At 49.2% G+C, this 3,302-nt stretch carries 1 tRNA gene and 1 rRNA gene; both read right to left on the bottom strand.

What is annotated here, in order from left to right:
• Positions 1–50: 50 nt before the first annotated feature.
• Positions 51–2,877 (bottom strand): 23S ribosomal RNA (locus tag K7R11_RS14985).
• Positions 2,878–3,119: 242 nt separating this feature from the next.
• A tRNA-Ala gene (locus K7R11_RS14980) sits at positions 3,120–3,193 on the bottom strand.
• Positions 3,194–3,302: the final 109 nt, after the last annotated feature.

Genomic DNA, 3,302 nt, shown 5'->3' with positions numbered 1-3,302 from the left:
TTATGAAAGAGGTTGCGCCCCCTGCCCTTTTGCGTGGCAGGGGACTACAGTACATAAGCTTACGGGTTATTAGTACTACTCGGCTATGACATTACTGCCTTTACACCTGTAGCCTATCAACGTGATCGTCTCTCACGACCCTTTAAAGAAATCTCATCTTGTGGCGGGTTTCGCGCTTATATGCTTTCAGCGCTTATCCCTTCCCAACATAGCTACGCTGCAATGCCCTTGGCAGAACAACAGCTACACCAGAGGTTGGTCCAACTCGGTCCTCTCGTACTAGAGTCAGGTCCACTCAAATTTCTAACGCCCACAGTAGATAGAGACCGAACTGTCTCACGACGTTCTGAACCCAGCTCGCGTGCCACTTTAATGGGCGAACAGCCCAACCCTTGGGACCTTCTCCAGCCCCAGGATGTGACGAGCCGACATCGAGGTGCCAAACCCCCCCGTCGATGTGAGCTCTTGGGGGAGATCAGCCTGTTATCCCCGGCGTACCTTTTATCCTTTGAGCGATGGCCCTTCCATACGGAACCACCGGATCACTATGCTCTACTTTCGTACCTGATCGACTTGTAGGTCTCTCAGTCAAGCTCCCTTATGCCATTGCACTCTACGCACGGTTACCAAGCGTGCTGAGGGAACCTTTAGAAGCCTCCGTTACTCTTTTGGAGGCGACCACCCCAGTCAAACTACCCACCACGCACTGTCCTTCTTGTTCAGAAGTTAGGCTTCAAATAAGTAAAGGGTGGTATTTCAACAATGACTCCACAACACCTGGCGATGCCGCTTCAAAGTCTCCCACCTATCCTACACATCACTTATCCAAAGTCAATACGAAGCTATAGTAAAGGTGCACGGGGTCTTTTCGTCCCACTGCGGGTAATCGGCATCTTCACCGATACTACAATTTCACCGAGCTCATGGCCGAGACAGTGTCCAGATCGTTACACCATTCGTGCAGGTCGGAACTTACCCGACAAGGAATTTCGCTACCTTAGGACCGTTATAGTTACGGCCGCCGTTTACTGGGGCTTCAGTTCAATGCGTCGCCGAAGCTAACATCTCCCCTTAACCTTCCAGCACCGGGCAGGTGTCAGGCCCTATACATCATCTTTCGATTTAGCAGAGCCCTGTGTTTTTGATAAACAGTCGCCTGGACCTTTTCACTGCGGCCTATCTTGCGATAGGCGACCTTTCTCCCGAAGTTACAGGTCTATTTTGCCTAGTTCCTTAGCCATGAATCTCTCGAGCGCCTTAGAATACTCATCCCAACCACCTGTGTCGGTTTACGGTACAGGCTGCATAACTCGCTTTTCTTGGAAGTCGATTCGCTGGATTATCACCGCAGCCGTAGCCTTAGTGTACTATCGGGGTGTTACCACTCCCTTCAACGTGCTATTCCGTCAGCACGCACCAACTATTCGCCTCCGTCACTTTTATTGTTATGCAGGTACAGGAATATTAACCTGTTGTCCATCCACTACCCCCTTCGGGTTCGCGTTAGGCCCTGACTAACCCTCAGCTGATTAGCATAGCTGAGGAATCCTTGGTTTTTCGGCGTGCGGGTTTCTCGCCCGCATTATCGTTACTTATGCCTACATTTTCTTTTCTATACGCTCCAGCAAACCTCGCAGTTCACCTTCAACGCCCATAGAATGCTCCCCTACCACTTCTTTACAGAAATCCATAGCTTCGGTGGTATACTTATGCCCGATTATTATCCATGCTCGATCGCTCGACTAGTGAGCTGTTACGCACTCTTTAAATGAATGGCTGCTTCCAAGCCAACATCCTAGCTGTCTAAGCAATCAAACCGCGTTTTTTCAACTTAGTATACACTTGGGGACCTTAGCTGATGGTCCGGGTTCTTTCCCTCTCGGACATGGACCTTAGCACCCATGCCCTCACTGCTGATCACCATTTTATAGCATTCGGAGTTTGTCAGGAATTGGTAGGCGGTGAAGCCCCCGCATCCAATCAGTAGCTCTACCTCTATAAAACTTGATCAACGCTGCACCTAAATGCATTTCGGGGAGTACGAGCTATTTCCGAGTTTGATTGGCCTTTCACCCCTACCCACAGGTCATCCGAAGACTTTTCAACGTCAACCGGTTCGGGCCTCCACTATGTGTTACCACAGCTTCACCCTGCCCATGGGTAGATCACACGGTTTCGCGTCTACCACTACTAACTATAGCGCCCTATTCAGACTCGCTTTCGCTACGGCTCCGTGACTGAATCACTTAACCTCGCTAGCAACGGTAACTCGTAGGCTCATTATGCAAAAGGCACGCCGTCACCCCAATGGGGCTCCGACCGCTTGTAAGCGTATGGTTTCAGGTTCTCTTTCACTCCCTTATTCAGGGTACTTTTCACCTTTCCCTCACGGTACTGGTTCACTATCGGTCTCTCAGGAGTATTTAGCCTTGGCGGATGGTCCCGCCAGTTTCACACAAGGTTTCACGTGCCCCGCGCTACTCAGGATACCACTACAAATAACCGCTCTTACTCGTACGGGACTATCACCCTCTTTGGTCACGCTTTCCAACGTGTTCTGATTCAATTGGCATTCGATATCGTGGTCCTACAACCCCAGTATTGCCGTAACAACACTGGTTTGGGCTTTTCCGGGTTCGCTCGCCACTACTACCGGAATCACTATTGTTTTCTTCTCCTCCGCCTACTTAGATGTTTCAGTTCAGCGGGTTCGCTCCTCTAAAAGAGGTGACATGTCTTCAACATGCCGGGTTGCCCCATTCGGAAATCCGCGGATCATAGTGTGTGTGCCACTCCCCGCAGCTTATCGCAGCTTATCACGTCCTTCTTCGCCTCTGAGAGCCTAGGCATCCCCCATACGCCCTTATTTAGCTTATTGTACTTTCTGCTCTTTTATTTCATAAATAACAAGCCGTAATGATTCGTGCAAATCATCACAACTAAATAAGATTCAAAAATTTTTACTTTTGTTTGCCGTTGTCTCCCGAAGGAAACAACAAACAAGCTTCTCGTATCTCTTTATCTCAATATGTCAATGAACGTTTCGGCTTCGCCCCGTGTTAACCCTCTCTCTTTGAGTGTAGTTGGCTTAACACATCAGCTACTTATAATCGCCGTCGTGGAGAATATCGGAGTCGAACCGATGACCTCCTGCGTGCAAGGCAGGCGCTCTAGCCAGCTGAGCTAATTCCCCATACTCTAGTGTTGAGTGATGAGTGATGAGTTATGAGTTCACCATACCTCATTATACCCGGCTCCTAGAATTTCCAATACATTTCAATCAATGAACGTGTTCTTTTTTT

It is taken from the genome of Robertkochia flava, assembly GCF_020166515.1.
GTDB classification, from domain to species: Bacteria; Bacteroidota; Bacteroidia; order Flavobacteriales; family Flavobacteriaceae; genus Robertkochia; species Robertkochia flava.
This window is presented reverse-complemented; position numbering and strand designations above follow the sequence as displayed.